At 61.2% G+C, this 26212-nt stretch carries 21 protein-coding genes and 1 pseudogene; 3 read left to right on the top strand and 19 right to left on the bottom strand.

Annotated features, from left to right (window positions below; genetic code table 11):
* The first annotated feature begins 99 nt into the window (after nucleotides 1-99).
* Nucleotides 100-1257 carry a M20 aminoacylase family protein gene (locus tag AC5DC2_RS01110; protein WP_491697200.1) on the top strand — a complete coding sequence of 386 codons (1158 nt, stop codon included), beginning with the start codon at nucleotides 100-102 and terminating at the stop codon, nucleotides 1255-1257.
* On the opposite strand, the gene AC5DC2_RS01105 is transcribed toward AC5DC2_RS01110, so the two are convergent.
* The 18 genes from AC5DC2_RS01105 to AC5DC2_RS01020 form a co-directional block, all read right to left on the bottom strand.
* On the bottom strand, nucleotides 1254-3020 hold the full coding sequence (locus tag AC5DC2_RS01105; RefSeq protein WP_491697187.1) for an adenine deaminase: 1767 nt from the start codon (nucleotides 3018-3020) through the stop codon (nucleotides 1254-1256). The two genes, AC5DC2_RS01110 and AC5DC2_RS01105, sit on opposite strands and share 4 nt — an antisense overlap.
* Nucleotides 3017-3952, bottom strand: a complete 936-nt coding sequence (locus AC5DC2_RS01100) for a nucleoside hydrolase (protein WP_024707521.1) — start codon at nucleotides 3950-3952, stop codon at nucleotides 3017-3019. Before AC5DC2_RS01100 ends, AC5DC2_RS01105 begins: the two co-directional genes overlap by 4 nt.
* A 9-nt stretch (nucleotides 3953-3961) precedes the next feature.
* Entirely contained in the window at nucleotides 3962-4984 is a 1023-nt protein-coding gene (locus AC5DC2_RS01095; protein ID WP_491697186.1) for an ABC transporter ATP-binding protein, read from the bottom strand.
* On the bottom strand, nucleotides 4977-5756 hold the full coding sequence (locus tag AC5DC2_RS01090) for an ABC transporter permease (RefSeq protein ID WP_024707523.1): 780 nt from the start codon (nucleotides 5754-5756) through the stop codon (nucleotides 4977-4979). Before AC5DC2_RS01090 ends, AC5DC2_RS01095 begins: the two co-directional genes overlap by 8 nt.
* Complete coding sequence (locus AC5DC2_RS01085) at nucleotides 5753-6580, bottom strand: ABC transporter permease (protein ID WP_491697185.1); 828 nt, start codon at nucleotides 6578-6580, stop codon at nucleotides 5753-5755. The genes AC5DC2_RS01090 and AC5DC2_RS01085 overlap by 4 nt, the downstream gene beginning before the upstream one ends.
* 96 nt (nucleotides 6581-6676) lie before the next feature.
* Nucleotides 6677-7702 (bottom strand): ABC transporter substrate-binding protein, encoded by a 1026-nt coding sequence (locus AC5DC2_RS01080; RefSeq protein WP_491697184.1) that lies wholly within the window; start codon nucleotides 7700-7702, stop codon nucleotides 6677-6679.
* Nucleotides 7699-8751, bottom strand: a complete 1053-nt coding sequence (locus AC5DC2_RS01075) for a LacI family DNA-binding transcriptional regulator (protein WP_491697183.1) — start codon at nucleotides 8749-8751, stop codon at nucleotides 7699-7701. The genes AC5DC2_RS01080 and AC5DC2_RS01075 overlap by 4 nt, the downstream gene beginning before the upstream one ends.
* Before the next feature lie 345 nt (nucleotides 8752-9096).
* Nucleotides 9097-10197, bottom strand: coding sequence for a Gfo/Idh/MocA family protein (locus AC5DC2_RS01070; protein ID WP_491697182.1), 1101 nt, complete (start codon nucleotides 10195-10197; stop codon nucleotides 9097-9099).
* A gap of 253 nt (nucleotides 10198-10450) precedes the next feature.
* Nucleotides 10451-11236, bottom strand: coding sequence for a ThuA domain-containing protein (locus AC5DC2_RS01065; RefSeq protein ID WP_491697181.1), 786 nt, complete (start codon nucleotides 11234-11236; stop codon nucleotides 10451-10453).
* A 57-nt stretch (nucleotides 11237-11293) separates the two neighbouring features.
* A complete protein-coding gene (locus tag AC5DC2_RS01060) occupies nucleotides 11294-12322 on the bottom strand; it encodes an ABC transporter ATP-binding protein (RefSeq protein WP_491697180.1) in 1029 nt (342 codons plus the stop codon).
* A gap of 12 nt (nucleotides 12323-12334) precedes the next feature.
* The gene (locus AC5DC2_RS01055) at nucleotides 12335-13168 is read right to left on the bottom strand and encodes a carbohydrate ABC transporter permease (RefSeq protein ID WP_024709198.1); all 834 of its coding nucleotides are present in this window, start codon (nucleotides 13166-13168) and stop codon (nucleotides 12335-12337) included.
* Nucleotides 13165-14145: a carbohydrate ABC transporter permease gene (locus AC5DC2_RS01050; RefSeq protein WP_024709199.1), complete on the bottom strand. Its 981-nt coding sequence runs from the start codon at nucleotides 14143-14145 to the stop codon at nucleotides 13165-13167. Before AC5DC2_RS01050 ends, AC5DC2_RS01055 begins: the two co-directional genes overlap by 4 nt.
* A 96-nt stretch (nucleotides 14146-14241) precedes the next feature.
* On the bottom strand, nucleotides 14242-15519 hold the full coding sequence (locus AC5DC2_RS01045) for an ABC transporter substrate-binding protein (RefSeq protein ID WP_491697179.1): 1278 nt from the start codon (nucleotides 15517-15519) through the stop codon (nucleotides 14242-14244).
* Between the two features lie 145 nt (nucleotides 15520-15664).
* Nucleotides 15665-16690 (bottom strand): substrate-binding domain-containing protein, encoded by a 1026-nt coding sequence (locus AC5DC2_RS01040; protein WP_491697178.1) that lies wholly within the window; start codon nucleotides 16688-16690, stop codon nucleotides 15665-15667.
* 145 nt (nucleotides 16691-16835) lie between these two features.
* Nucleotides 16836-18626 carry a DUF2264 domain-containing protein gene (locus AC5DC2_RS01035; RefSeq protein ID WP_491697177.1) on the bottom strand — a complete coding sequence of 597 codons (1791 nt, stop codon included), beginning with the start codon at nucleotides 18624-18626 and terminating at the stop codon, nucleotides 16836-16838.
* Between the two features lie 114 nt (nucleotides 18627-18740).
* Nucleotides 18741-20660, bottom strand: coding sequence for a TRAP transporter large permease (locus AC5DC2_RS01030; protein ID WP_491697176.1), 1920 nt, complete (start codon nucleotides 20658-20660; stop codon nucleotides 18741-18743).
* A gap of 214 nt (nucleotides 20661-20874) precedes the next feature.
* Nucleotides 20875-21861: a TRAP transporter substrate-binding protein DctP gene (dctP, locus tag AC5DC2_RS01025; protein ID WP_491697175.1), complete on the bottom strand. Its 987-nt coding sequence runs from the start codon at nucleotides 21859-21861 to the stop codon at nucleotides 20875-20877.
* Between the two features lie 44 nt (nucleotides 21862-21905).
* A complete protein-coding gene (locus AC5DC2_RS01020; protein ID WP_491697174.1) occupies nucleotides 21906-23138 on the bottom strand; it encodes a hypothetical protein in 1233 nt (410 codons plus the stop codon).
* A gap of 328 nt (nucleotides 23139-23466) precedes the next feature.
* Between AC5DC2_RS01020 and AC5DC2_RS01015 the strand changes: the two genes are divergently transcribed.
* Entirely contained in the window at nucleotides 23467-24567 is a 1101-nt protein-coding gene (locus AC5DC2_RS01015; protein ID WP_491697173.1) for a LacI family DNA-binding transcriptional regulator, read from the top strand.
* 98 nt (nucleotides 24568-24665) lie between these two features.
* On the opposite strand, the gene AC5DC2_RS01010 is transcribed toward AC5DC2_RS01015, so the two are convergent.
* Complete coding sequence (locus AC5DC2_RS01010; protein ID WP_024706848.1) at nucleotides 24666-25805, bottom strand: ROK family transcriptional regulator; 1140 nt, start codon at nucleotides 25803-25805, stop codon at nucleotides 24666-24668.
* A gap of 265 nt (nucleotides 25806-26070) precedes the next feature.
* Here AC5DC2_RS01010 and AC5DC2_RS01005 point away from each other — a divergent pair.
* Nucleotides 26071-26212, top strand: a pseudogene (locus tag AC5DC2_RS01005) (sugar ABC transporter substrate-binding protein); the annotation flags it as partial.

The following is a 26212-nucleotide window of genomic DNA, read 5'->3' as shown; positions in this document are numbered from 1 at the left end:
CGTACAAATCTCGTTACGGAATTTAGAGAAACACTCCGAAAGGCTTTTAAGAGGATGACTGCACAGGATAATCGCGCGACACCGGTTCTTTCCGAGATCATGAGTGATCACGCCTTCTGGCGGTCGCTGCGTCAGGATCTGCACGCCCATCCCGAGCTTGGTTTTGAGGAGCACAGGACCAGCGAGATCGTCGCCAGGCTGCTCGGCGAAGACGGCATTGCGGTTCATCGCGGGCTTGGCGGCACGGGCGTTGTCGGCACGCTGAAGGCTGGCGACGGCAATCGCGCCATCGGCCTGAGGGCCGATATGGATGCGCTTGCCATGCCGGAAACGGCAGACCGCCCCTATAAAAGTACCGTTCCCGGCAAGATGCATGCCTGCGGCCATGACGGACACACGGTGATGCTGCTGGCGGCGGCGCGCTACCTGGCGCGGACGAAGGACTTCTCCGGCACGGTTCATTTCATCTTTCAGCCGGCCGAAGAGGGCCGCGGCGGCGCGAAGAAGATGGTCGAGGACGGGCTTTTCAAGCTGTTTCCCTGCGATGCCGTTTACGGCCTGCACAATATGCCGGGGCTCGATGTCGATGAAATGGCCGTGGTGGAAGGCGCGCAACTGGCCTCCTCCGACAGCTGGCGCGTCACGTTCAAGGGCACCGGCACCCACGGCGCCAAGCCGCATCTGGGACGTGATCCGGTGACGGCTTCCGGCCATTTCATCGCAGCGCTGCAGACGATTGTCGGACGTGTGGTCGATCCGCTTCAGCCTGCGGTCGTCTCGGCCTGTTCGGTCGAAGCCGGTGATCCGAATGCGCTGAACGTGATTCCCGATATTGTGAAGATTGGCGGCACGGCGCGCGCCTATTCGCCCGAAACCCGCGACCAGCTGGAAGAGGAAATCGGACGGCTGGCCCACGGCATGGCGGCCTCTTTCGGCATTGAGGCCGAGTATCGGTTCACTCGCCGCATTCCGCCGGTCGTCAATGCAAAAGAACCGACGCAAACGGCACTCAGGGCCGCGGAAACCGTCTTCGGTGAAAAAGTGCGCACGGCCTTTCCGCCATCGACCGCCGGCGACGACTTCGCCTTTTTCGGCCATGAGGTGCCAGGTTGCTATGTCTGGCTTGGCAATGGTCCCGCCGTGGACGGCGCTTTGCACCACAACACGGCCTATGATTTCAACGATGACGCCATCGGCCACGGCGCGGCCTACTGGGTGCGGCTGACAGAGACCGAACTGCCAATCAAGGCCGGCTAGAAAATCCGCCGCAGCACAGGGCTTTCCAGAACAATGCCAGCCGCCACATCAGCGATGCCCATATCGGTCTGGTGCGGACCGGCATTGCAGGCAAGCGTTGCGCCGACCAGCGCCTTGAAGGTGAGATAAGGCGGCTCCCAGTCAACGATTGTTCCGGCGGCCTTGCGCACGGCCTCGAAATCACGGGCAACATCTTCAAGCGGTGCATCCGAGATCAGGCCCAGCAGCGGCAGGGCAAGCAGTGCTTTCACCTTGCCGTCAGCCACCACGACCATGCCGCCGCCGCTCTCGATCAGTGCGTTGGCGGCCACCGCCATATCCTGGGGGGTTCGGCCAAAGACCGTCAGGTTATGGCTGTCATGCGAAACCGTGGTTGCGAAAGCGCCCCGCCATTCTCCCCATCCACGCAGAAACCCGGTTTTCGGCGCTGCTGCTGCTTTGCCATGGCGGTGGACGACGCTGATCAGCGTGGAACCATCCGGCGGCACGACAAATCCGTTCTGAACATCCGCCTCCGCCTTGCCCCAGCGGGTAAACCGCGGCTGGTCGATGGTGGCAACCTCGACGCGCGCGCCCTCTGCCTTCACGCTGAAATCACCCGCCGAAAGCGGTTCAACCTTCATGGAGCCCCTGAGCATGTCGGAAGGATGATCGGAATCGGCAGCAATGAGGCACCCGTCAGAGGCAATGACCTTGCCATCCACAATCACATGGCGGGTATTAAACGTTTCCAGGTCCTCGAAAATCGCGATATTGGCGCGCCGTCCTGCGGCAACAAGGCCCAGATCATCGCGGTGCAGTCGCCGTGCTGCATTCAGCGTCGCCGCCTGCAGAACCTGAACCGGTGACAGCCCACCTGCAACCAGCGCGCGGATCAGGGCATCAAGACCGCCCTGTCCCAGAAGATCATCCGGGAACACATCGTCGGTACAAAGCGTCAGTGTTTGCGGCCAGACCGGCAGGTTCTTCAAGGCCTCAATGAAGCCATCGAAGAGATAAGGATGAGAGCCGCGCAACTCGATTGTCAGCCCGGCGCGCAGCTTCTCAAGCAGATCATCGCCCGATGTCAGCTCATGATCGGATGAAACGCCGGCACTGATGAAGGCGGCAAGCCTTTCGCCGGAAAGCCCACGCGCATGGCCGAAAACCGGCTTTTGTGCATGAAGCCCGGCATTGACGATTGCGCTCATGCGCGGACTGCCGCTGATCACGCCTGCCATATTCATGACTTCGGCGATGCCACCGATTTCCGGTCTTGCAAGAAGTCCGGCGACCGTTTCCGGCCCGAAATCCGCGCCTGCGCGTTCCAGCCCCGGCGCTGACGGCACGCAGGAGGGCGCCAGAATGATCGCCTCGAGCGGCATGTCACGGGCTGCCTCAATCGCCCAGTCGACAGCAGGAACACCGGCGACATTGGCCAGTTCATGCGGATCCCAGACAATGGTCGTCACGCCGCGCGGCAGAACGGCTTTGGCATAGGTCGCAGGCGTCGCCATCGAGCTTTCGACATGCATGTGCATGTCGATCAGCCCCGGCGAGACGAAGGCCCCGCCTGCATCAATGGTTTCCGCAGCGTCACGGCGCGCTCCGGGCGGCATAACCGCCGCAATCAGCCCGCCGGAAAGGCCGACATCGGCCTGCCTCAGCTCGCCGGTCGCGACATCCACCACTGTGCCGCCGGAAATCATGAGATCGAATGGCCGCTCACCACGGGCAGCTTCAACCGCTGCGGCGCGCATGGCGGGATCGTCAATGCTTTTCATCGCCGTGCCTCCGCCTGCAATGCGCCCATGATCGTGTCATGCGCGGCATTGGCATCAACCTCGGTGATGATCGAGGCGTTGAAGCTTGTCTCCGGCGCCAGCTTGTGGGCGCGGGTTTCGACAACACTGCGCCCGCGTGTGATGTGTCCGGCCGTTTCAAAGGCCAGATGCACCGGCTGCAGGGAAACAAGCGACGGGTGACAGAAAGCCACTGCCGCCGCAGGATCAAAAAACGCCATTTCTGTGCGACCGCGCTTTGCGGCTATGTTGAGAAAACCTTCCGTCAAATCGGCCAGAAGCGGTGCGTTCCTGCCGTTTTCAGCGCGCAGCGCCGCCACATCGTCCGCATTGATCGTAACCTTGCGGCAGAAATCGAGATCCGCCATGACGAAGGGGATGCCGCGCGACAGGATGATGGCGGCGGCCTCGGGATCAGCCAACGCATTGAACTCCGCCGATGCGGTGTGGTTGCCACTGGTGACGCCGCCCCCCATCCAGAGGATCTCGCTGATCCGGCCTGCAAGGTCCGGCCGTGCCAGACAAAGGGCTGCGATATTGGTCAAGGGGCCAAGTGCCAGAATGCGTTTTTCTCCGTCGTCCTTCGAAAGCCAGTTGCAAAGGGCAACGAAGGCCGGATCGGATGGCGGAAGTGTCGCTTCCGGAAGGCTGAGTCCCGCCGTCGGCATGCCGGCATCGCTGAGGATCGAGGCTGCGGTTTCAACATTGCCCATCACCGCCCGGCCAGCCCCGGCATGGATCGGAAAGGTCCAGTCGAAAACCTTTGCCGCCGAGGCAGCATTGCTGCAGACCTTGGCCAGTGTCGTGTTGCCGAAGGTCAGCGACAGGCCGTCGATCTTCTCGCCGCTTGCCCGAACGGTGAGGATGGCGGCGATGTCGTCAAACCCCATATCCGTGTCGATCCAGACGCCCATGATCGCCGCCTATCGTTTCAGGACAACGGCGTCTTCGACCCGAAGATCGAAGGCGAGGTCTTGGCCCAGGCTATGTGCCGGTTCGCTCGCATCCACATCGACCTTGATGTGACCGAGCGGCGTTTCCAGCACATATTCGCGCATCTGACCGACAAAGGCCGCGCCGATCACCGTACCGGTGAATGCCCCTTCGCCAAGGCGCACGAAACGCGGCCGCCATGCCAGACCTTTTGCATCCGCAGGAAGCGGCTCGGGAAGTGAGAAGGCTTCGCCCTTGCCTTTGAGCTTGCCGCCTTCAACCGTGAAAATGTTTTCAAAGCCGACGAAATCGGCAACGAAGGCGGATTCGGGACGGTTATAGATATCCTCCGGCGTTCCGAGTTGCTCGATGGCGCCATCTTTCATCACAACGATCCGGTCGGCCAGAGACAGGGCTTCGGACTGGTCGTGGGTGACGAAAACCATCGTCAGGTCGTTGGCCTTCTGCACCCGCTGAAGCTCGGTGCGCATTTCAAGTCTGAGACGCGCATCGAGGTTTGAAAGCGGTTCATCGAGAAGCAGCACTTTCGGGTCCATCACCAGCGAGCGGGCAAGGGCCACGCGCTGCTGCTGACCGCCGGAAAGATCGGCCGGGCGCCGGTCGGCATAATCGCCAAGACCGACAGCGCTCAAGCCTTCACTCACGCGGGCAGAAAGGTCCGAACCGCGCATTCCCTTCAGTTTCAACCCGAAGGCGACATTCTCAAATACCGAAAGATGTGGGAAAAGCGCATAGGACTGAAACATCAGCCCAACCTCGCGCCTGTTCGGCGGAACACGGGTGACATCGCGGCCATCCAGAACGATCTTGCCGCCCGACGGCGCCATCAGGCCGGCAATGGCGCGCATGGTCGTCGTCTTGCCGCAACCGGAAGGGCCAAGAAGGGCGATCAGTTCTCCCCGGGCAATTTCAAGGTTGAGCCGCTCGACGACGGTGTTCTTGCCGTAGGACAGCGACAGGTTGTTCAGGGAAAGCAGAGTTTGGTCAGACATAGCGGGTAAAGCCCAGAAAACGCTCGGCGACAAACACAATGCCGATCGAGAGGAAAGCAAGAAGTGCGGCGAGTGCGGCGACGGATGGATCGTAGGTGGTTTCCATATAGCCGATCATATCGATGGGCAGCGTGCGCACGCCTGGCCCCGACAGAAACAGCGATACCGGCACCTGATTGAAACTCGTCACGAAGCCGAGAATGAAAGCCGAGAGCACGCCGCCCCGGATATTGGGCAGCACCACGCGGAAAAACGCCCCCGCCCGGCTCGCGCCCAGCAGGATCGCGGCCTCTTCGATATCGGAACGCAGATTGTTGAGGCTGGCCGAAACCACGCGCACCGCATAGGGCAGGATCAGCGCCGTATGGGCGACGAACAGCGCCAGCGTGATTGACAGCGACAGCGGCACGACGAAATAGCGCAGCAACGCCAGACCGACGATAATGCCCGGCACGATGATCGGCGAGGAGACGATCAGCCGCACGGTTTCCGCGCCCGGCACCTTGTAGCGCGACATGGCATAGGACGCCGGAATGCCGAGGATCAGCGCCGCCAGCGTGCCGAAGATCGCCAGAAACATCGACATGGCGAAGCTGTCCCGGAAGCTCTCGACAGAGAAAACCTTGATCACCCATTTCAGCGAAAGCCCCGGCGGCGGAAAGGCGAGATTATTGCCGGAGGAAAGACCCGCCATGACAATGACGATGAACGGGCCGATCAGAAAGACGAGCGTCAGCGCCAGCGGCAGGAAGATGAAGAATTTCGATCTCATTTCCCACCTCGCGCAGATGCGATTTTCTTGAGCAGGAAGTTGGCGGAAAAGGCCATGGCCATCAGGATGAAGGCAATCACACTGGCCGAGACCAGATCATTGGCGACGGTCACGCGCTGATAGAGCAGCGTTTCCAGCATCAGCACCTTGGAGCCACCGAGAATGGCGGGCGTGATATAGGCGGTCATGGAACCGGTGAAGACCAGCGTTCCCCCGATGATCAGCCCCTCGCGGGTGAGCGGCAGGATCACCTTCCAGAACACCTGAAACCAGTTGGCGCCCAGAACACGGGCCGCCGGCACGGCATCGCGCGGCATGTTTTCCAGAGCGGAAATCAGCGCAATGATCATCAGCGGCAGGAAAAGCTGCAACAGGCCGATGGTCACGGCCGTTTCGGTAAAGAGAAAGCGGATCGGCTCATCCGAAAGCCCGAGACCGACCAGCGCCTTGTTGATGATACCAGTGCGCCCCAGAAGCACGATCCAGGCATAGGTGCGCGCCACCGGCGAAATCATCAGCGGCAGGACGATCAGCCCGATCATCCGGCCCTTGCTTTTCTCCGGCAGGCTGACGGTGGCATAGGCCGCGGCATAGCCGATGATGGCGGCAATGACGGTCACCAGTGCGGCCAGTCTCAGCGTGCGAAAAAAGACGGTGCGGTTCAGCGATTTCGAGAAGAAATCGGCATAGGCCGAAAGCGTCCACTGGCCGTCGATATGCACGCCCTGCGCCAAAAGCACCACGACCGGAACCAGAAACACCACTCCGGCGAAAAGGGCTGCCGGCAGGACAAGCGCCATGGCCTCAACGCGGCTTTGAAACATGAGGTAACTTTCTCTTGTCAAACAGCACGGCGGCGCAATCGCCGCCGTGCATAGAACAGACCCGGACGGGACAAGGTCTGCCGGTTTCAGCCAGCCTTACTGGCCGACTTTTTCATTCCACTGCTCAAGCCACATATCGCGGTTATCCAGCAGCACTTCGGAGGGCAGAAGATGGAGGTTATCAGCCGTTTCCGCGCCATAGGTGAGGTTATCCGCAACCGCGTCGGAAACCACGACCTCCTTGTTGGCCGGGCTGTCCACCAGCGCCTCGGCAAGCTTGGTCTGCACATCGGTCGACAGCCAGAAATCCATGAACTGCATCGCCAGATCTTCGTGGCCGCTGTCCTTGGTCATGACCATGACATTGAGGCCCCCGGTCTGGCCTTCCTTCGGTGTGGCCCATTCGACTGGGAAACCCATATCGGTGAACCCGCCCCAGGCGAAACGACCGATCGGCGCGGCCCAGATTTCTTCCTGCTGCATCAGCTGTGCCAGCTGCGAGGAGCGCACATAAAAGGTCACGAAATCGTCGCGATGCTCGGCAACCGCATCAATCGGCGCCGTCAGATCGTAATCGTCATTGCCGATGGCCTTGCCGAGCATATAAAGCGCTGGCGGGCCCTGATTGGTGGTGACATTGGGAAACGCGACGCGGCCAGCCAGTTCCGGGCTCAACAGATCGTCCCAGCTGTCGATTGAAACCTTGTCGGAGCGGTAGGCGATCGATGTGGCGTAAAAGGTGTAGCCGACGCTCTTGCCGTCACCATTGGGATCCTTGGCGATATCGTAAAGCTTGTCGTAATTGGACAGCTTCGCATAGTCGATATCGGCGATCAGCCCCGCGCGCGAGGCCGAAAGCGCATCGGCCATCGACATGACGGCCATATCGACGACGGGGCTCTGCTTGTTGGCCTCCATCTTGGCCAGACGTTCAACGCTGTTGCCGGTTTCAACAACAATGTCGCAGCCGCAGACTTCTTCGAACGGATCGTAGACGATCTCTTTGAAGGCATCCTGCGCGAAAGCATAGACGGAAATCGTCAGCGTCTTGTCGGCGGCTGAGGCGGTTCCGGCCGAAAGCGCCAGAGCCGCGGCTGTGGCGGTCATCATCAGTTTCTTCATTGGTTCAGTTCTCCTTCCGAGGTTTTTGCAAAAGCAGGCTTCTTGCCTTCTTCTTGTTGCGCCGGTCCGGTTGAACGGCGGACGACAAGGGTCATGGGAACGCGGTCGCGGGCAGCCTTCACGGTCTGACCGTCGGCATCGGATCTCGTCTCGATCGCCTGTTTGAGCGCGGCAATCGCAATGTCGGCGACCGCAGGCATATCCATCCGCACGGTGGTCAGCGCCGGGGTGACGACGCTTGCAAACATCAGATCGTCAAAGCCGGAGACCGACGCCATGGCCGGAACGCCGATCCCGGCATTTTGCAGATGGGTGAGCACCTTCAGCGCCTGAAGGTCGGAGACGGTCACAAAGGCGGTAAAGCCATCCTCATACCACTGCGTCGCGTCGAACCCATTTCCTGCCGCCATCGACGGGCTGTCGAGCCAGATCGTCTTTGTCGTGGCGGCGGCAAGGGCAGCGCGCACGCCTCCAAGCCTGTCGTTTTGAACAATGGAATTGCGATGATTGCCGATCAGCAGGATTTTCCGGTGACCAAGGGCGGCCAAATGCTCGCCTAGAAGAAAACCACCGCCCCAGTGATCGGCAGAAACCGTATTGCCCGGGGTCGAAGGAGAATCGATCATCGCCACCGGACAACCGATATCGCTGACGCGCGTGCCGCGCCGCGGCACCACGATCATGCCGTCAACGCCGTGATCCTTCAAATGCCGGATTGCTTCCGTCTGCGCCTTGATGCTGCCGCGTGAATCCGCAATCAGAACGCCGAGCCCGGCATCGGTAGCCGCGTTTTCAATCGCCTGTGCGATCTGCGGGAACAGCGGATTACCGATATCGGGCAGGACAAGGCCGATGACGCCGGTCTGCCCGGTGCGCAGCGCGCGCGCCGACAAACTCGGCACATAGCCCAGTTCGTCCGCCGTTTGCCGTATCCGTTTTGCAAGATCCGCCGAAACCCGCCCCTTGCCGGAGAGCGCATTGGAGACAGTCGCGGCGGAAATATCCAGCCGTTCCGCGATCTCGGTCAGTTTGGGCGCGCGCTGCTGCATTCAGATCATGACTTGATTAAACGATTAAGCAAGCATGTCGAAAAACGAACGCAATGTCGAGTCTTGTCGATACTCTCATGCGTCAAAACGCGCCAAGCCGCTGACAAACGGCTCATGGCGAAGGTTTTTCCCGATCAGCCACCTGGAAGCCCTGTCTGAAGGGTGAGGTGCAACGGCACCATCCAATCAGTCGGGAGGCTTCCTTCAAAGCCCGACCCGGTCGCCACGATAGCGGCCGCGTTCAACCGCCATATCATCCATTCCGCCCGCGCGCTGCGCTTGTTCTTTCTGAGACCAAGACTGCCCGTAAACATACCCGCCAGCGACGGCTGGCGGGTATGCTTGTCAAACGGCGGCGATTGTTTCTTCCACCGGTTCCAGCGTCAGAGAACGGCAATCCATGTCCTGCGAGCGGCCGGCAAGGTCGAGAACCTGCTGGAGTTCCGCACCGCGTTCGAAGGTCGGCTCGGCCGGTTCCTCGCCACGGATTGCGGCAATGAAGCGGTCGTAGATTGTCGGAACCTTCGGGCATTCGATGTCCGTCCAGGTCTCCTCCAGCATCGCTTCCGGACCGATGCAGCCGCGCAGAATGCTCTGCTCCTGCTCGAACAGAACCTGCAGCCCGCCGAGATCGCCATAGATGCGCAGCCTCAGGTCGTTGTGGTGGCCGGAGGCGAAGCGGGTGGCGGAAATCGTGCCGATTGCCTCGTTGGCGAGCTTCAGATGCATCACGAAACTGTCATTGGCGTCGAGTGTGTATTCGCCGATCCTGCCGCCCTCCGCCTTGCCGAACACCGCCGTGCGGCAGGATACGGATTCCGGCGCGACACCGGCGATGTAGGTGGCAAAGTCGATGATGTGGATGCCGACATCGCCGAGCACGCCCTTGGAGCCGTGTTCGGTCGAAAGCCGCCACAGCCAGCCGGGCTCCGTGCGCCAGTCGCCCCATGCGGCCTGGGTGAGCCAGCTCTGCAGGTAGGAGGCCTCGAAATGGCGCACCGTGCCGATGGCGCCCTCGGCCACCAGTTCCGCGGCCTTCTGAAGCGCCGCGACATTGCGGTAGGAAAGGTTGATCATGTTGACCACGCCCGCTTCCTTCGCCTTCGCCGCCATCTCGGCCGCGAATTCGTAGGACGTGCTCAGCGGCTTTTCACAGAGCACATGCTTGCCGGCCTCGATGAGCGGTATGGTGGTGGCATAGTGAATGCCGTCCGGCGTGACATTGGAGGCGGCATCGAAGTCGCATTGTTCCAGCGCCTCGGCAAGCGAGGCATAACGGCCGGGAATGCCATGCTTGTCGCAGAAAGTCTTCAGTATGTCCGGCCGGGTATCGACGCCGCCGACAACCTCAACGCCTTCCATCTCATTGAACGACTGCGCATGCACCCGCGCCATGCCGCCCGTGCCGACGATCAGCACGCGCACCGGTTTTTTCGTCTTCTTCATCTCATCGGTCTCCCGAATTGGGCGTATCGCCCAGTGTTTTTCTGGTGTTTGAGGACCTTGCTCCCATCAATCTCCCCCCTTGAGGGGGAGATGCCCCGGCAGGGACAGAGGGGGGCGCCTCCTTTCAAAGAGCACGCGATTGCGGCTTTTAGGGCTTGCACCCTTTACCCCTCTCTGTCGCTTTCGCGACATCTCCCCCTCAAGGGGGGAGACCGGTTGGAGCAAGGGGCGATCTCCGTTTGCGAAACCGCCCTTACCGGAACCCGGCCTCGCCGGCCGCGTGCAGCGTCTCGCCGCGTTCCTCGATCTTTTCCGGGGCCTTGTCGACGGGGACGTTCGGCGCATCGGTCGGATCCGCAACGCGCGCGGCCGGGTTGTGGGCCCAGTGCACCGCATTGGTGATGACCTTCAGCACATTCTCGTTGTGATAGGTCGGGTAGGTCTCGTGGCCGGGGCGGAAGTAGAAGACATTGCCCGCGCCGCGCTTGTAGGTGAGGCCGGAGCGGAACACCTCGCCGCCCTGGAACCAGCTGACGAACACGGTCTCCAGAGGCTCCGGCACGCCGAAGGGCTCGCCGTACATTTCCTCGTTCTCGAGCTCGAAATAATTGTCGATTCCGGCCGCGATCGGGTGGTTGCGGGAGGTCACCCACAGCCGCTCGCGCTCACCCGCCTCGCGCCAGGTGAGGTTGCAGGGCGCGCCCATCAGCCGCTTGAACGGCTTGGAGAAGTGGGCGGAGTGCAGGAAGATCATGCCCATGCCGCCCCAGACCGCCTCGCAGACGCGCTCGACGACCGTGTCGTCGACATCGCCATGGGCCGCATGGCCCCACCAGATCAGCACATCAGTGTTGGCGAGCCGCTGGGCCGTCAGCCCGTGCTCGGCATCCTGTAGCACCGCGGTTTCGGCGGTGATGCCGGCATCCTTGTTCAGCGCGCCGGCGATGCAGGCATGCATGCCGTCCGGATAGAGTTTCGCGACCGTCTTGTTGGTCTGCTCATGTACGTTTTCACCCCAGACGAGGGTTCTGATCGTCATCGTTTTCTTCCTTCATGCTGGAGGCGCCGGCGAACCCGACCCTCGATTTCCGAATGCTCAGGCCGCCGTCACGGTTTCCGGAAGCGGCAATCCGTCCTTGTCGAAGCGATGGATGAAGCCGGGGTCAGACGGCGCCAGTGACACCGCGGTGCCAATCACGGTGTCGAGCTTGCCGCCCTGGCGCACGGTCAGCGGCTCCTCGGCCCCGATATCGACGAACAGGTGGTGGTCGGAGCCGAGGTCTTCCGTGTGGATGACCTTGCCCTGCCACAGCCCGTCGCCGGCTCCGACGATATCGATATGCTCCGGCCTGATGCCGAGTGTCGCGCAATCGAATCTTTGGGCAAAGGCGCCGGTGAGAAAATTCATCTTCGGCGAACCGATGAAGCCTGCGACAAAAAGATTGGCGGGCTTTTCGTAGAGCTCGGAAGGCGTGCCCACCTGCTCCACAAGGCCGTCGCGCAGAACGCAGATCCGGTCCGCCAGCGTCATCGCCTCCACCTGGTCATGCGTCACATAGACCATGGTGACATTGTCCATTTCATGATGCAGCCGGGCGATTTCGAGACGGGTCGCGACACGCAGCGCCGCATCGAGGTTCGACAGCGGTTCATCGAACAGGAACACGCGCGGATCGCGCACGATCGCCCGGCCGATCGCCACGCGCTGGCGCTGGCCGCCGGAAAGCTGGCGGGGCAGCCGGTTGAGCAGGTGCTCGATCTGCAGCATTTCGGCCGCCTTCCTGACGCGCTCGTCCATCTCGCCGGACGATGCGCCGGCGAGCTTCATGCCAAAGGACATGTTCTTGTAGACGGTCATGTGCGGATAGAGCGCGTAGGACTGGAAGACCATGGCGATGCCGCGCTTCGATGGGATGACGTTGTTCATCCGCCGGCCATCGAACAGGAGTTCGCCGCCGGTGATGCTTTCGAGCCCGCAGATGAGCCGCAGGAGCGTCGACTTGCCGCAGCCCGAAGGACCGACGAAGACCATGAATTCGCCCTTCTGGATCTCGAGGTCGATGCCCTTGATAACCTCGATGACGCCGAAGGATTTGCGAAGTTTTTTCAGTTCAATCTGAGCCATTTTTGCCTCCCGTCAGCCCTTGACCCCGCCGGCGGTGAGGCCGGAGACGATCTTGCGCTGGAAGATGAGAACGAGCAGCACCAGCGGCACCGTGACGAGCACGGATGCGGCCATGATGGTGCCCCACGGGGTTTCGAACTGCGATGCGCCGGAGAGCAGCGCGATCGCGACCGGCACCGTGCGCTGGGTCTCGGATGCGGTGAAGGTGAGCGCGAACAGGAACTCGTTCCAGGCCGCGATGAAGGCGAGAAGTCCGGTCGTCACCAGTGCCGGCCACAAAAGCGGCAGGAACACCTGGGTGATGATGACCCATGGCGTGGCGCCATCGACGATCGCCGCCTCCTCGATCTCCAGCGGCAGATCGCGCATGAAGGTGGTCAGCACCCAGACGGTGAACGGCAGGGTGAAGATCGTGTAGGACAGGATCATCGCCCACGGCGTGTTGAAGATGCCGAGGAAGCGCACGAGTTCGAACAGACCGGCGAGCACCGCGATCTGCGGAAACATCGAGACCGCCAGGATGGTCATCAGCAGCAGCGCCCTGCCCCGAAACCGGACGCGGGCCAACGCATAGGACGCGGTGACGGCGAGAAAAAGCGCGCCAAGCACCGTGACCGAGGCGATGAACACCGAGTTCAGCACCGAACGCGGAAAGTTGCGCGCCGTCAGCACCGAGACATAGTTGGCGAAATCGATGACCTCCGGCAGGTAATTGACCCGGAACAGCGCCGTGCCGGTCTCAAGGCTCGTCAGGATCGCGTAATAGAACGGGAACACCGCAACAACGACGATCAAGAGAACGGCGAAGTAGAAGGCGACCTTCTTGAGGATGTCGGTGGCTGTCATCGTGCATCCTTCCCGCCGAGATCGACACGGCCGAGCCAGATATAAAGGATGACGAACAGCGCGATGATGGTGAACAACAGCGTCGATTGCGCCGAGCCATAGGCGAACTTGTTGAAGTCGATCATGTTCTCGCGGCTGATGATCGACATGGTCTTGGTCGCCGCCGAATTCGGCGTCAGCACGTAGATGAGGTCGAAGATCCTGAGCGCATCGAGCATGCGGAAGATCACCGCCACCATCAGCGCCGGGCGCACCAACGGCAGCGTAACCCGGAAGAACACCTTCACCGGATTGACGCCGTCGACCTTGGCCGCCTCGTAGATGTCACGCGGGATCATCTGCAGGCCGGCAAGGCAAAGCAGCGCCATGAACGGCGTCGTCTTCCAGATATCGACGATCAGCACCGCGATCATCGCGGTATCGATATTGGCGGTCCAGGCGATCTTGTGGTCGATGAGGCCGAGTTTCAACAGCATGTCGTTGATGATGCCGAACTGGTCGTTGAACATCAGGCCCCACATCCTGGCCGAGACGATGGTCGGGATCGCCCAGGGAATCAGGATCGCGGCGCGCACGATGCCGCGCCCGACGAAGCGGGCATTGAGCACCAGCGCCACCATGAGGCCGAGCACGGTTTCGATCGACACCGAGATGACCGAAAAGCGCACGGTGTTCCACACCGCATTCCACCAGGCGGCATCGGCAAGCGTGCCCCGCCAGATGACCCGGCCGGAGGAAAGCTCGCGGCGATAGAGATAGTTGTCGAAGCCGATCCACGTGCCGCCATAAAGATTGTCGAGCGTGGTATCGGTGAAGGAGAAATAGATGGACCGCAAAAGCGGCCAGGCGGCGACGCAGAACAGCATCACCAGCATCGGCACGAGAAACCAGAAGGCGGCGCGGCGGCGCTGATCCTCAAGGCTTCGCTCGCGCCCGCCGCCGGTGGCGGGGGGAAGCGCGGACGAGGTTTCGGTCATGGCCCGTTTCCTGTCGGTTACTGCCGCTGCCGTCTTCGGCGCGGCCGATGGAAGATGGGGCGGCAGGCAAATGCCGCCCCGACCAACAAAGGAGCGTTACCAGCCGCTGCCCTTCAGATCCTCAAGATCGATCTCGAGGATTTCCAGGTTTTCGGCAGCCGTGCCATCACCGGCGAGCGTATTGTGGACGGCCGACCAGAACAGCGAGGAGACCTCGTTATACTTGCCCTTGGTGGGGGCAGACGGCCGCGGAACGGCGTTCAGGAACACCTCTTTCCAGCGCGGAATGATCGGCTGCTTCTCGGCAATCTCGGCGTCGTCATAAAGGGCAACCAGGGTCGGCAGGTTGGTCTGCTTCAGGGCGCGTTCCTTCTGCGCCTCGGGGCCGGCCAGATACATGGCAAGCGAGATCGCGGCCTCCTGGTTCTTGCTGTATTTCGACACCGCGACATTCCAGCCGCCAAGCGTTGCCGCGGGCGTTCCGCCGTCGGGCCCCGCCGGCAGCGTCGTCACGTCGAACTGGCCCTTGATCGGGCTCGAATCGTCATTGCCCAGCGCATAGGCATAGGGCCAGTTGCGCATGAACACGGCATTGCCGGTCTGCCAGACGCCGCGGGCCTCCTCTTCCATGTAGGCGAGCACGCCCTCCGGCGAGATCGTGTTGACCCAGGAGGCAGCCTCCTCGATGGCAGCCGCGGCTTGCGGGTTGTTGATCGAGATCGTGCCATCCGGCTCGACGATCTGGCCGCCGCCATAGGATTTCACCCATTCAAGAGCATTGCAGGTCAGCCCCTCATAGGCATTGCCCTGCCACACATAGCCCCACATGTCGGCATTGCCGTCGGCCCGCTCGCCGTCCTGAATTTCCTTTGCGGTCTCGGCGAGCTCCGGCCAGGTTTTCGGCGGCTCCTTGCCGTATTTCTCGAGCAGGTCCTTGCGGTAGTAGAGCGCCGGCGCATCGGTGAAGATCGGCATCGCCACGAGCTTGCCGTCAACCGTCTGCGACTGGATGATCGACGGGAAATAGTCGTCGATGACATCCTTGGCGGCATCGCTCAGATCGACGAAATGATCGGCAAGCTGCGGCGCCCAGATGACGTCCGTCTGGTAGAGATCGACATCGGCATTGCCGGCGGCGAGCCAGAGGCGGTACTGACCGAACTGATCCGTGGTCGACGACGGCATCGGCACGATCTTCGCGGTGTTGCCGGTCTCGTCCTCCCACGGCTTCACCAGTTCCTTGAAGTTCTGCACTGCCGTGCCCGTATCACCCGAAACAATGGTGACCTCGACGGCGAAAGCGGGGACCGCAAGGCTTGCGAAAAGCGCTCCGCCTGCGGCAAGATATGCCAGTCTGTTCAGTCGCTTGACCATGATTTCCTCCCTTGAAGACAGCCGACGCTCCCACATCGGCAAACAACGTTTCTTGATCTCCGTAAAATCCGAAACGTTTCGGGAGAGTATGCCCGCAATTGCATTCTGTCAACGGCGCAAGATCGGCATGGATCCGGCCGGAGCCTCAGATCGTGGCGACTGAAGCCCGCTCGATGAAAACGGTGCGGCCGACTTCCTGCATTTCGGCAAGCGGATGGCCGCCCTCGATGGCGCGGGCCAAAAAAGTGGCCATCGGCTTCCAGCTTTCCGACAGGGCACTGGCGGTGACGGTGAGCGGCGGATTGAAGCGCTCGGAATCGAACTCGAACAGCAGGTCGTCATGGGCGACCACGGAGACATCCTCGGGGATCGACAATCCCGTGGCCTCGACCGCGTGGTAAACACCCTTTGCAATCCGTGTGTTACCGCAGATTACCGCCGTCGGGCGCTCGGCCGTGTGGGCGACAAGCCGCACGCTTTCGACCAGGCCCGCGCTCTCCGTCATCTCGACGGCGACGTGCAGCGTCTCGTCATAGACGATCCCCGCCTCGGAAAGCGCGCGGGCATAGCCCCTCTGACGGGCCTCGACGAATGTCAGCGAGCGGAGACCATTGATGAAGGCAATGCGACGGTGGCCTCGCTCGATGAGATGGCGCGTGAGACGATGAGCAACCTCTTCATTATCGATATCGAAATAGGGATGGGCGCTATCGGGCGCGGCGCGGCCATGGACCACGAAGGGCACCTCCCGCTCGCGCAGGAAGGCGATGCGACGGTCGTCGACAGCCGGATTGAGGATCACGAAGCCATCGAGCGTGCGGCTGTCGACCAGCCGCCGGTAGACCTTGATTTCGTCATCCGCCAGCCGGCCGACATGCAACATGAACTGCAGGTCATGCTCGGCAAAGAATTCAGAAAGCCCGCATGTCGTCTCCACAAAGAGCGTATCGGCCGGCACTTCCGAACGATTTCGGAAGACCAGACCGACCGTGCCGGAGCGGCCGGAAACCAGCCGACGCGCCGAGACATTGGGCATGTAATTCAATCTCTTGGCCGCGTCCACCACGCGTTCCCGGGTGGCTGCGCTCACATCGCTGTGGCCGTTCAGCGCCCGGCTGACCTGGGTTACCGAAAGCCCGAGGGCATGACTGAGGTCTTTCAAAGTGGTCATTTTGTCCCGAGGCGCAAATCAATTGTCCGGCGCCTTTTCCGCACCTATCTTGCCAACCGGCGCCAGGGCCGGCAAGGCCTAAAAACCGAAACGTTTCGGGCATCATGGACGCACATCGGGCGCGACTGCGTCCTGCCTTTGATCGCTAGTCCAGCAGGTCGGCAATATCGGTGTCGCGGCGTGAGGAGACACGGAACTTGTGGGTGAGCGTGTGCTGCCCTGCCGGCAATCGCGCCAGCAGGAACGGCGTGGCAGTTCTTGGCGCGCTCAGATTGGTATGCGTCCTGCGGGCCGCGCCGGCGAATTTCGGATAGGCGTCGAGACTGCGGATCGCCGACAGACCGTTGGCGCCGCGGACGGCGATAACGGCTTCTGTCTTCATGATATCGTCGCGATCGCAATCCTGCATCAGCAGGCGGGTTTCGGCCGCGCCCGGCTCCGGCGCCAGAACCTCCGCCTCCTCATACCACTGGTCCACGGCAAAGCCGCTTTCGACGACGAAGGCCGGTCGTGCGAGTTCGAACACATGGCGGCGTATAAAGCTGCCGTCATCGGCGACCTCGATGGTCGTTTCCACATCCTGCTCGCCGGTGCTCCAGCCAAGCGACAGCATCCGGCCGTCGAGCCGGCTGAAACTGTTGCTGCGCCGCATCTGCCAGTTGATCCCACGATCAAAGCTGAAGGCGAGGATATTGTCGCCGAAGCGGAATTCCTCGGCATATTGCAGGGCGTTGATCTCCATGCCGAAATTTGTGGAATAGGCGAACTTGTTGTATTTGTCCGGCTGCACGTCGGCACGCACAGGCGCGCCGTAGTGAACCACGCTGTGGCCTTCGATCCGCTGCGCGATCGTGTTGTTCGCCGGCATCGGGTAGACTTTGTCCGGGCATGGCAGCGGTTCCTCCTCCGCCTGCCAGAATGCCGAATCCTCCGGCAGTGCCAGCGGCATGAACGCCTTCATCGCCCAATAGGGCGAGGTAGGAGAATTGTAGTCCTCGCACATGATGAGGTTCGGATAATAATAGCCGCGGGTCATCAGCCCGTCGGCCGTGAAGATCGGCTTGTCGCGCCAGCTGCGCAGCTGGCGGGCCCAGATGCCCTTGATCTGACCGGGGCTCATCCCGTCCAGCTCGCAGACGGCCGCCATGCCCCAGAAGGCCGCCATGGCGAACCGGTAGGTGAGCGACCGACCGACCATCAGGCCTTCGCCGGTTTCGGCAAACCAGTAGGAGAACGGCACCAGGAAGGCCGAGGCCCGCTCGCGAAAGGCCTTGACCAGCGCCGGTTTCGGATCCCTGGCAAAATGGACGTAGAGCAGCGCATAGAAATGAATGGCGAAGGCGCCGTAGTGATCGACGGGCAATGTCGGGCCGTCGCCATACCAGCCATCGCCCAGATACCACTCGCTGACACGCTGGATGTATCTGTCCTGCAGTTCCTGATCGATGAGATCAGCGCGCCCGATCTTGCGCAGGCCTTCCTGGACGAGGACGGCAAAGAACAGCCAGTTGTTGTCGACGAGGACGACATGCTGGATCTCTTCGAGCCAGCGCAGCAGATTGTCCTTTTCCCGATCGGAAAACGGAACAAAGGCGGCTTCCGGCGCGGCCATCAGCATGACGCCGATTGCGGCCATTTCCACGCTGTGCTGCGACGGGCTCTGCGTCGGCCCCCAGTAGTCGGGGTGCTCCGGATCCGTGCCTTCGGAAATCACGCGGCGCATCAGGGTCCACCAGCCGCAATCATCGCCGGAACCGACTGTCAGTGGAATGAGGCCCCAGAGCGGGCGTGCAACGCCCTCGAGCGAGCTGGAAGCCATCGGGTAGACGGCGGCCCCTTCGTCAAAATCGACACGCGCGCCCTGACGCTCGATATAGCCGGCGACCGGTGCGATGAGATCCCTGACAAGGGTCTGGAAATCGGTGCGTGTCCGCATCGGGTTTTCAGAGAACTTTGAATAATACGCCATTTGCCTGGTATTCCTGACTGATGGTCCGAAGCCCCCTTGAAGGGGGCCTTGATGATTGAACCCGATCGCCGGCCTTTGCCTCTACATTCCGAACAGCCGCGGCAGGAACAGGCTGAGTTCGGGGATGTATGTGATCAGCAGCAGGCCGGCAATCTGTACGAAAAAGATCGGCAGCAGCGGCCGGACCACGCGGGTGATGGGCTGGCCGGTAATGCCGCAGGACACGAACAGAACCGTGCCAACCGGCGGGGTCACGACGCCCATGCACAGGTTGTAGATCATCACCACGCCGAAATGCACCGGATCGACGCCCATGGCCGTGACCACGGGATAGAGGATCGGGGTGAAGATCAGCAGGGCCGCCGACATATCCATGAAGACGCCACCGATCAGCAGGCTGATATTGATCAGGAGAAGAATGACATACTTGCTGTCGCTGATGCTCGTCAGGAACGTGCCGATGCTGTCGGGAATGCTGGCAAACGTCATGCTCCAGCTCATCAGCCCGGATGCCGCGATCAGCAGCAGGATCACACCCGCGGTGATCGCGGTCTGGTAGGTCGCCCGGATCAGCTGCTTCCAGGTCAGGCTGCGATAGACGATGGCGAGCAGGAGACTGTAGAAGACGGCGATGCCGCCCCCCTCCACTGCCGTGAAAACACCGCCGACAATACCGCCGATCACGACCAGAACGAGGGTAAGGCTTGGCAGCGCCTTCCACACAGTCACCATGACCTCGGAGACCCTGTAGGGCGACTTGTCGGTCGGGTATTTGTTGCGGCGGGCGTAGATATAGGCCACGACCATGACAGACAGGCCCATGATGATGCCCGGAACGTAGCCGGCAAGGAAAAGCGCCACGATCGATGCGGACCCGCCGCTGATCAGCGAATAGATGATGAACGGTCCCGATGGCGGGATCAGCATGCCGGCAGGTGCCGACGCCGCATTGACGGCGGTCGTGAACGGCATATCGTATTTCTTCTCTTCCGCCACGGGCGCGATCATGCTGCCAATCGCCGTCGCTGCCGCGATGCCGGAGCCGGAAAGGCAGCCGAACAGCATGTTGGCAATGACGTTGGAATGCCAGAGGTTGCCCGGAATGCGCCGGCCGATCAGCATGGCGAGGTCGATCAGGCGCCGGGCGATGCCGGCCTGCGTCATGATATTGCCCGCCAGCACGAAGCAGGGCAGCGCCAGAAAGCCAAAATTATCCAGGCTGTTGAACAGCTTCTCGCCGCTCGTCGTAAACACGGTTGCCGGGTCGAGCTGGAGACTGATCGTCAGCATGCCCGAGATTGCCAGACCGACGGCAATGGGCGTCCCGATCGCAAGAAGAACGAAGAACACGCCGAAAAGCACGACAACCGAAAACAGTTCGAGCCGTTCATCGACGAGGTATTCGTAGACGGACGTGCCGGAGAACCACCAGATCAGCGCGAAGACGAACAGAATGACGGCGGCAGACATTGCGATCGCGGAAATCGAGGCCTCGCCGGCGCGGCGCAAGCGAAGCAGCTCGACGCATTGCGAGACGACGGTCATGACGCCGGAAATCAGAAGAACGCTTTGAAGCGTGCCGATCGAGATATTGATGATCGGCGCCATCATCCGCGAATTCTCGAAGATCGCGTTGTAGCCCGACCAGGAAAGAATGAGGCCGAAAAGCAGGCAAAGCCAGGCATTGACGGCCTTGAGAAAGCCCGCGCGCCGCTTTGGCAACATTTCCAGAACCAGCGGCAGGTTCAGGTGCTGGCCGCTCATGAAGCAGTAGCCAGCCCCCAGAAGCCCGAGCCAGATCAGGGAATAGCGCAACAGACCTTCCGTCAGGGTGCTTGGCGCATTGAAAACATATCGTGCGACAACCTGATAGGTGATCATCGCACTCATGGCCAGGGTCAAGGCCATCAGGACTGCGCCGAGCAGCTTCCCGAAAAGCGCATAGGCGCGACCAAGCGTATGGGTAAGGGTAGAGTTCGGAAGTTCGTTGGTTTGCTGCATAGGACCAGTTCCCGGAACATACCGCAAAGCGTGTTGCGGTCGATTTTCAGCCGCGACCCGGAGAGCAAATACGGGTCGCGAGGGCATTGGGGGAAGCCCTGCTTGTTTCAAGACCGGAGGCGCCAGAAAGGGAAGCCAAAGCCCGGGCGGCAAGACAAGGTCTGCCACGTATCAGGCTCTGGCAAGACGACCGGACATCCAGTCGAAAGCAGGATCAGAGCTGACGGCCTTCGATCGCGAAAATCGCTTCGAGCAATGCGCGCTTCTTCGGATCCTCAGCAGCTTCCTGATACATCGGCTGGACAGCTTCCATGAGCGGAGCCTTGTCGATCTCGACAATGGTAACGCCGAATTTTTCGGCACCCAGTTCTGCGCTGCGGGCGAACTGGCTGTCGATGAATTCAAGCGACTTGAGGCTGACCTTCATCAACTCTTCCTGAACGATCGCCATGTCTTCCGGGCTCAGACTTTCGCGGAACTTGTCGCTAACGACGACGAAGTCGGTCAGACGGGTATGCTCCGTGAGAGCGGCGTACTTGGCGGCCTGACCGTAGTTGAGGTCGTAAAGGCCGCTCAGGGAACCGCCGGCGCCGTCGATCACACCCTGCTGCAGCGCAGGGAAGACATCGCCGAATGCCATCGGCGTCGGAACCGCACCGAATGCCGTGTACATGTCGACATAGGTCTGGCTGGAGAGCGTGCGGATCTTCATGCCCTTCAGGTCCGCCATCGTGTTGACCGGCTTGGTCAGGGTGAGGCTACGGAAGCCGTTGGAGAAGAAGCCCAGCGGAACGAAATTGTGGCTTTCTGCCGACTCGAAAAGCATATCCTGAATTTCGGGATTGCTCATCACCTTGCCGTATTCGTCAAGCGTACGGAACACGTAAGGCAGGTTCACGACCGAAAATTCGGGAATGATGTTCTCCAGCGTGGCGCTGTTGACGAGCCCGAGATCGACGACGCCCTTCTGGATCTGCTGAAGATAGTCTTCCTGGCTGCCCAGAACGCCGTTCGCAAAGACCTTGATCTTGACCCGGCCATCCGTTCTTTCGTCAACGGCTTCGACGAATTCGCCGATCAGAGCGCCAGGTCCGACATCGGCCGTGGTGTTGGTCGCGAACTTGTAGGTCTTGGCCTCGGCTCCGGTAGCCATAAGCCCCGCAATGCAGGCCACTGCGATCATAAGTGATCGAAATTTCATTTCTCTCTCCCGATTTGTTGTTGGTATATTCGTCTTCGCTGTGGTCACCAGAAAAACTGGCGATATCCAAGGCCCCTCAGAACGGCCTCGAAATAGTAGTAATCTCCGTATGGAAGCATGGCGTTCGCCAGGTTGGGGCGCCCTTGCGCCTTTGCGCCGTGCACGTGCGACGCGCCGGCGGAGAGCAGGCCTTCCGCATCAGGGTCGCCCGTCAGATCATGCCGTTCACGCAGAGCAAACAGCATTTTCAGGGCGGCGGTCCGGTAATGCTGGCCACGCTTCTGATCGCCGATCCGACAAAGCACGTCGGCCAGAATGAACAGCCCCGATGATGTGACGGCGCCGGCGGAACTGTCCTTGATCCGCTCTTCGCCGGCCGGAAGCAGATAATCCCAGTCAGGAACGTAATCGTCGCCCATCTTCTCGAGGGCATAGTCGGCCAGCTTGGCGCTCAGTTCGAGAAATTCGAGATTGCCTGTGGTTTCGGCCAGTTGCGCGAAACCGTGAATGCCCCAGGCCTGGCCACGGCTCCAGCACGAAGCGTCCGCATAGCCCTGCGCCGTATTGCCGCCGATCGGCATGGCGGTGGAGGTGTCGAAATCGAAGGTGTGGAAGGTGCTGTAGTCGCTCCGCACGATGTGCTTCTTAAGCGTTTCCGCATGCCGGAGGGCCGCATCGCGATAGGAGATGATGCAGGTTTCCTGATAGGCCCAGAGCAGCAGCGAAAGGTTCTGGATGGAATCGATGATGACCTTTCCCTGAACCTTGGCCGCGTGTTCCATATTCTCCCGGCTTGCCGTCCACGCCACCAGGTAGTCGCCGGCCCAGTTGAAGCGGCCCTTCAGGGCATCAGCCGCCCGCAAGGCGAGCGTGCGCGCCTGCTGGTTGCCGGTGAGCTTGTAGTCGGCAACGGCGGAGAGCGAGAACAGAAAGCCGAGGTCATGGCTCAGCCACAACGGCGTGTTGAGAATGCGCTCGAGATGCAGATTGCGCATCCGCGCCATGTTCTTGTAGCGCTGATCGCCTGTCAGCATATGCGCGAGCCAGAGCTCGCCGATCCAGAATGAATCCGTCCAGAAATAGCCGATTTCGGGATAGAGCCAGCGGTGATCGTCCGCGCCGGCGCCAATCATCGGATTGCGCGACCCGATCCGGGGGGCATTCCGCTCAATACTGCCGAGAATATCGGCCTTGACCGCCTCGAGATCCTGCTGGGTTTCTGCCGCGATCGGCGGAATGATCCGTCCCTCATCGTGAACAGGAAACATATCGTTCATTGGGCAAACTTTCCTAGACAACGCACTACGGCGACCCACCACGTCGCGCGGCGATGCCATGGTCTCCTGTATCCGGGATGTTTTGGCATATCTCCGCCCGCCCGAAGGCAGCTCCACCCTTGAAATCAGTCGCCGTTTTGAATGCCAGAGGCAGACAGGACGACGACCGACCGTTGGCGGGCATATTGGTCCCGACTATTTTCTCAGTCAATCATAATTTTCCTATTTTTCTTTATTTTCCATTTTTTCCATATTACGCTTTGATTTTCCACGCGCTTGTGGTCGACGCGCTTTCGTGTATTTCTCGAAATCGAAGGGAAGAAAACCGATGAGTGAGACAATGGAACCGGCGCATCCGGGCAAGAATCCAAACGCGGAAGACAGGCAGGATGCCGCAGACGCCAAATCCGCCCGCTCCTCCGCAAAGCTGACGGATGTCGCCGCCGCCGCCGGCGTTTCGCTCGCAACAGCCTCCAAGGCCCTCAACAATCGCCGGGGTGTCAGCCGGCGAAACCGCGACGCCGTTTTGCGCGCCGCGCAGGCGGTCGGCTATCTGGAATATGAAAGCCAGTCGCCCCGGACGCTGCCCTCGACGGTCACGCTGTTCACCTATGGGAGGATGGTCGGCAATGATGCGTTTTATGGCGATATCATCGACGGGATCGTTTCCGAGGCCACCGTGCAAGGCGTAACGGTTGAAGTCTCCATCCTCGACGAAGCGCTTTCCAAGCGCGGAGAACGCACGTGGAAAACGCTTCCGAAAGCCGCCATTTTGATGGGCATTGACGAACCGCGGCTGCTGGAAGAGATGCAGCAGGGCGGAATACCGGGCGTTCTGGTCAACGGGATCGATCAATCGATGAATTTCCCGAGCGTTGCGCCCGATTATTATTTCGGCGGCTGGGCGGCGACCCGCCATCTGCTTGACCTCGGACACACCGAAATTCTTCACGTCACGCATGTCTATCGGGTCTCGATCGCCCAGCGCGAAATCGGCTTCCGGGATGCACTTGAGAGCGCGGGCATCGCATTCGATCACGCGCGCCATATTCTCGACCTGGGTTCGACCGACATGATCAGCATGAATGCGGGTCCCGCAGTCGCCAAACATCTAGCCGGCATGGAGCGGCGCCCGACGGCGCTGTTCTGCGTATCGGACGTCGTCGCCATGAGCGCAATCCAGGCGATCAGGGACATGGGGCTTTCCGTTCCCGACGACATATCGGTCGTCGGCTTCGACGGCCTGCCGATCGGGGCGCACGCCATTCCGTCCCTGACGACGGTCGGCATCGACCGGCGGGAACTGGGGATCGCAGCCGTCAAGCTTCTCGCCGAGAGAGCGTCCTTTCCCGACAGCCCGGCAAAAAGGATCAGCATCGGTGTCGAGCTGCTCAATCGGCAGTCGACCGCGCCAGCACGGAAGGGCTGACGTTCCGAGCCACAGCAGGGGCGACCGACGTTGCGCTGGACCGGCGCATTTTGTCATCATCCGCCAAGCTCAGTCCGGCGCGCGGCAGATGGGGCTGCCTATCCCGCAACCAGCACGGCGTTGAGGTCGACGAGATAACGGTCGGAAAGCGGCAGGCTGGCGGCGCCGAGCGAACGGCCGTTCGGCCCGATCGTGCCTTCGGCAATTTCGGGTTTCTCGATGCCGGGGGCATCGGTCCGCTTGAGGATCGCCGCCGTTCTCGCGACGATTTCGGCCCGGACATTGCCCGGCAGCCAGCCATCGATCAGCACGGTCCCGACATCGACGACGCAGCAGGAGGCTATGATGGCAACGGCCAGGCTCCTGCAGGTCTCGTCCAGCCAGGGCTCCAGCAGGCTGTCTTCGACCACCCAGTCATCCGGCGGTCCCCAAAGGCATTCACTGGATTGCCCGGCCAAGGCCATCGCCCGCTCCAGCAGGCAGAGCGAAGCCGTGTCCGCCAGTTGACGATACGAGCCATCGGCCTGCGCGATCGGCAGGGAACCGAGTGCTGCCGCGTTGCCGGAACGACCGGTATAAAGCCGGTTGTCGAGCACCAGGCCGCCGCCAATGAAATAGCCGATGAAGAAATGCAGGAAATCCTGCGGGCGCTGCCCCTTGCCGAAGGCCAGTTCCGCGCCACAGGCCGCCGAGGCGTCATTTTGCAGGTAGACCGGCAGCCCGAGACTGGCCTCCAGCTCCGCGCGGATGTCGCGGGTACGCCACTCATCCATCCGGCCGGCCGGGGCGCCGGCGATACGCGCCCAGTCCCAGATGCGGAACGGTATGGCAATGCCGAGGCCGGCCAGACGCTCCTGCGGGACGGTTGCCCGCATTCCGGCAATCGCCGGCAGGACGAAAGCCATCATATCGTCGAGACGCGGATAGTCGTAGACGAGATGGGCGCTATCCAGAACATCGCCGATGAAATTGAGCAGAACGATATCGGCCGATCGGCGTCCGATCTTGAGGCCGAAGAAGAAGGCGCCATCTGGAGCCAGCCCCATCGGAACCGATGGTTGGCCGATCCGGCCGCGCACCGGCTCGCCGCGTTTCAAAAGGCCTTCCTGCTCCAGGGAACGCACGATTACGGCGCTTGTCTGGATCGAGAGCCCGGTCCTGCGCGCAATCTCGGCCTTGGCCAGCGGGCCGTTGCGGCGGATCGTGGACAACACCAGCCGCTCATTATGGGCGCGCACACCCGATTGGTTCGATCCTCTTGAAGTCGTCAGGTTTTTATTTCCCTGACCGTCTCCGGATAAATGCATCGTCACGTTTCAAGCTCCATCCTCCGCCCTTGGTGCAATATATTCTGCGGATTGTAAATTGATCGCAATAAATAAATCGGAGTGATTTAATATCTTGACAAAGGGCATCTCCATCGTGCTTCCTATGGGCATCGCGGCGCTTGCCGCAGCACACGCAGGCTTGGGAGAGCCTGTCGGTCAACGGAGGAGACATTTCATGCTATTCAACACTTCGCGTGCGAAAGCCCTTTGCTGCGCGACCGCGCTGGGCGTCGCGGTTCTGGCCGGGAACGCGCAGGCAGCCGACACCTCGGCCTGCCTGATCACCAAGACGGATACCAATCCCTTCTTCGTCAAGA

Source organism: Martelella sp. (assembly GCF_984369615.1).
Note: the sequence above shows the minus strand (reverse complement) of the source record. Positions and strands in the feature narration are given on the sequence as shown.